The following is a 2,991-nucleotide window of genomic DNA, read 5'->3' as shown; positions in this document are numbered from 1 at the left end:
TGCGGCGGGCGAACTGAATGAAGAAGATCGTTCCATCCTTGATGATCTTCCAGCTGCCCGCAGGGGAGATGTATATCTCCCCGTCTAGGGAGTCGATGTCCACGTCCGAGCCGAAATCAGACTCACCGTCAAAGTCGGTCTGCCCGATCTGCGCGTCCCCCGACTCGAGCATCGCGCGTACATCCTCTGCGCTCAGCTGCGCGGCTTCGCCACGCGCCAGCGCGTCATTGATCGCCATCATCTGCTTCTCCCTCGCCTGTTGTCCCCGGCGAACGGGTGGTAGCGATAGGCTACGGATACATTATAGGTACATCGTACCCATTTGTCAAGGGGTGCGCCGGGGCTGTAGAAACCTCCAGTTGACGGGACTAGAAACTCACCGCCTCGAACGGGCGGCAGTAAATCTTGCGCTCCCATCGATCCTTCGGGAGCACGCCGGCCGCGGATTTCAGTTCGTCCGGCAGCCACTGGAGGTTCGAGACCGCATCGCAGCCGCCGCAGGCGAGCGGGATCACATGGTCGATCGCCCAGCCTGGACATGGGCCGCGGCTCTCTCCGGTGGCAGGGCAGGGATGCACGTCGCGGAAGGCGCGCAGCACGGCGGAGCTGCGCTTGATGCGCCCGCTTGCGTCGCGCGCAGGCTCGCCGCAGTAGCGCAGCTCGGCAAGCGGCGCGACCGTCATTGCAGAGCGTGAATCGTCATGGGGCGAGGCGGGCGAGGCGCAACCGAGCAGGGCCACAGCGGCCAGCGCCCCCGCACTACCACGTGGTGATTCGAACCACCTCAGCCTGGAAGCGGGCGATTTCAGGGTCGTAGTCGAGCCATTGATCGAGCGAGAACGGGTGTGCGCCAGGCGCAATGTTGGACGCGCCAAACGGCCATGCTTCGTGTACCGCGATCGGATCGCCCGCCTTGTTCAGGCCGACGATCCGCACCTGGGGCGATGCCGCCACGGCGCATTTGTTGGTGAGCACCGCCGCGCCCTTCATGATCGGGCAAGACCGTCTGCGGCATTCGTCCACCCACTGCGCCTTGGTGATCCTGATCTCGAAATCGGATACACGGCATTCTGCCAGCGCGCTACCGGCGGCGAGCAGCACAGCGCACAGCGGGCCACTCAGAGCAAGCTTGTCCATACCCCTTCGCAAGACAAATACATAAGTCCCTTTCAAAAACGCTCGCGCATCCGATCCCTGAAAAAGTCATCCAGCAGCGCGACCAGCCCACGCGAATAGACGGGGTTGCGGTCGCATTCTCCGGCGGCGTCGGCCACGATCACCCGCCCCTTGTACATCGCGACATAGGCAATCCCATAGAGTTTGCCCTCCTGCGCCTGGGCAAGCAACTCGGCCAGCAGGTCGCTCACCTCCTTGACCGCATGGTTGCGCACCAGGTGAAACGGCGGCCTCACGGCTTCTTCTTTCTGACCCGATAGGTAGGGCGCGGGCTCGCCACGCGCAGGATGGCCGCGGGCGGGGGCTCGGGGGCGACGATTTTCAGCGCGTGCGCGCGCGTCACCGGCCCGAGCAGATCGTGCACGGTCACGCCGAGCGCATCGGCGATTGCCTCGATGTTGTCCAGCGACGGGCCGGTTTCGGCCCGCAGGTAGCGCCGGATGCTGGAGTCCGTGAGCGTGCTGCCACGTTTTCTGAGGTCCTCCTCCAGCGCGGCCGCTTTGTCGGACGCGCCAGGGTAGTGACGCTCCAGCGCTCGCTCGAGATTCGCGGCAAATACCGCGCGTAACCGCCCGGGGATCTTGGGTGTTTTTGGCTTTCCCATCTGGGTGAAACAGCCTATCGGAAGGCCGCGCCCATTAATGGGTTGCGTAAACCCAAAAATGGGTTTAGGCTGCGCGCTCATATGAACCTGCACGACTACGTGGTCGACCGCCTGATGAGCGCGCGCGGCCGCTGGCCGCAGATCGCGGCCGAAACCGGGGTGAGCCTGCGCACGCTGCAGAAAATCGCCCGTCGCGAAATCGCCGACCCGGGCGTGAGTCACGTCCAGAAGCTGCTCGATTACTTCGAGCGCCCGCGCAGCGCCGCATGAAAGAGGTGCCATGAGCCTGCGCGGCAAAGACTTCCGCTGTGAAATCGATCCGGAGCTGCACGCCAAGCTGCGCCAGATGGCCGAGTTCAATGACCGCGACCTGGCCCAGTTGGGCGCGCGGCTGCTGGAAAAGGCGATCGTTGCCGAGTGGCATGAATTCAGTCTGCTGCTTGCCCGCGCGGAGCGCAGCGGGATCGGGCGGCAGGCGCAGGAAGACGGTGGCAGCCCGCGGAAGATTGCGGAGCTCGGCGGGAGGCGCCGGTGAGCTGCTGGCCGATCATCCTTCTCGCCGCGCTGTGGTGGGGGGCCGCGGTGATCGCGGTGCTGTCATGACTCCTCCGATCGACATACCGATCCCCCATCGGGGTGTCGATCTTTATCCCCGGGACTGTTTCCTCCTTTCCAGTCCCGGGGAGTTTTTTTGCCATGCCCATGCCTGAGTACCGCAACAGCGCCCAGGAGCGCGGCTATCGCGTCCTGCTCGCCTTGTCGGGCAAGGAGTTCCACGGCGTCGCGCCTGGCGAGATCGCCAAGGCGCTCGGCGTGTCCCCGTCCAACGTCACGCGCGACCTGCGCGTGTTGCAGAAGGTGGGCCTCGCCGAGCCGCTGGCGGACGACCCGAGGCGCTGGCGCCTCACGCCCAAGCTCGTGCAGATCGCGCACGCGTTCGACCTCCAACTGCACAAGCAGCGCCGGCGCTACGAGGACATCGCCCAGCGCTTCACGCGCGATCCAACCTGATGATGCAAAACGGCCGTCGACGGCCGTTTTCGCCGGAGATCTGAATGCCACGAACACCCAGCAACCCCATCACCATCGAGCAGTCGCCGCGAAACGAAGCACTCCTGCGCGAGGACGACCGCAAGGCGCAGCGCATCGCGCGCCTGCAGGAGGAGGTCCTCGCCCAATACGGCGACGGCAAGCCCTACGAGCGCCGGCGC

8 protein-coding genes are annotated in these 2,991 nt (G+C 65.1%); 3 read left to right on the top strand and 5 right to left on the bottom strand.

Annotated features, from left to right (window positions below; translation table 11 throughout):
* From VNM24_01650 to VNM24_01630, 5 genes are all read right to left on the bottom strand, one after another.
* A partial coding sequence (locus VNM24_01650) for a hypothetical protein (GenBank protein ID HWQ37305.1) occupies positions 1 to 241 on the bottom strand: 241 nt, incomplete at its 3' end.
* Between the two features lie 127 nt (positions 242 to 368).
* Positions 369 to 683, bottom strand: a complete 315-nt coding sequence (locus VNM24_01645; protein HWQ37304.1) for an HNH endonuclease signature motif containing protein — start codon at positions 681 to 683, stop codon at positions 369 to 371.
* 76 nt (positions 684 to 759) lie between these two features.
* Positions 760 to 1,137, bottom strand: a complete 378-nt coding sequence (locus VNM24_01640) for a hypothetical protein (GenBank protein HWQ37303.1) — start codon at positions 1,135 to 1,137, stop codon at positions 760 to 762.
* 32 nt (positions 1,138 to 1,169) lie between these two features.
* Positions 1,170 to 1,412, bottom strand: a complete 243-nt coding sequence (locus VNM24_01635; protein ID HWQ37302.1) for a hypothetical protein — start codon at positions 1,410 to 1,412, stop codon at positions 1,170 to 1,172.
* Complete coding sequence (locus tag VNM24_01630) at positions 1,409 to 1,780, bottom strand: helix-turn-helix domain-containing protein (GenBank protein ID HWQ37301.1); 372 nt, start codon at positions 1,778 to 1,780, stop codon at positions 1,409 to 1,411. The genes VNM24_01635 and VNM24_01630 overlap by 4 nt, the downstream gene beginning before the upstream one ends.
* Positions 1,781 to 1,861: 81 nt before the next feature.
* On the opposite strand from VNM24_01630, the gene VNM24_01625 reads away from it, so the two are divergent.
* The 3 genes from VNM24_01625 to VNM24_01615 all read left to right on the top strand — a co-directional run bounded on the left by VNM24_01625 (position 1,862) and on the right by VNM24_01615 (position 2,791).
* A complete protein-coding gene (locus VNM24_01625) occupies positions 1,862 to 2,050 on the top strand; it encodes a hypothetical protein (protein HWQ37300.1) in 189 nt (62 codons plus the stop codon).
* A 10-nt stretch (positions 2,051 to 2,060) separates the two neighbouring features.
* On the top strand, positions 2,061 to 2,315 hold the full coding sequence (locus tag VNM24_01620) for a hypothetical protein (GenBank protein HWQ37299.1): 255 nt from the start codon (positions 2,061 to 2,063) through the stop codon (positions 2,313 to 2,315).
* 161 nt (positions 2,316 to 2,476) lie between these two features.
* The gene (locus tag VNM24_01615; protein HWQ37298.1) at positions 2,477 to 2,791 is read left to right on the top strand and encodes a helix-turn-helix domain-containing protein; all 315 of its coding nucleotides are present in this window, start codon (positions 2,477 to 2,479) and stop codon (positions 2,789 to 2,791) included.
* The last annotated feature ends 200 nt before the right edge of the window (positions 2,792 to 2,991 follow it).

The sequence above is a fragment of the Burkholderiales bacterium genome (genome assembly GCA_035560005.1).
GTDB lineage: Bacteria > Pseudomonadota > Gammaproteobacteria > Burkholderiales > Eutrophovitaceae > DASRFY01.
Note: the sequence above shows the minus strand (reverse complement) of the source record. Positions and strands in the feature narration are given on the sequence as shown.

Bases quoted from the DNA above. Each gene is read 5' to 3' on its own strand.
- VNM24_01645 (HWQ37304.1), bottom strand. From the start codon at position 683: ATGACGGTCGCGCCGCTTGCCGAGCTGCGCTACTGCGGCGAGCCTGCG.
- VNM24_01630 (HWQ37301.1), bottom strand. From the start codon at position 1,780: ATGGGAAAGCCAAAAACACCCAAGATCCCCGGGCGGTTACGCGCGGTA.
- VNM24_01620 (HWQ37299.1), top strand. From the start codon at position 2,061: ATGAGCCTGCGCGGCAAAGACTTCCGCTGTGAAATCGATCCGGAGCTG.
- VNM24_01625 (HWQ37300.1), top strand. From the start codon at position 1,862: ATGAACCTGCACGACTACGTGGTCGACCGCCTGATGAGCGCGCGCGGC.
- VNM24_01615 (HWQ37298.1), top strand. From the start codon at position 2,477: ATGCCCATGCCTGAGTACCGCAACAGCGCCCAGGAGCGCGGCTATCGC.
- VNM24_01640 (HWQ37303.1), bottom strand. From the start codon at position 1,137: ATGGACAAGCTTGCTCTGAGTGGCCCGCTGTGCGCTGTGCTGCTCGCC.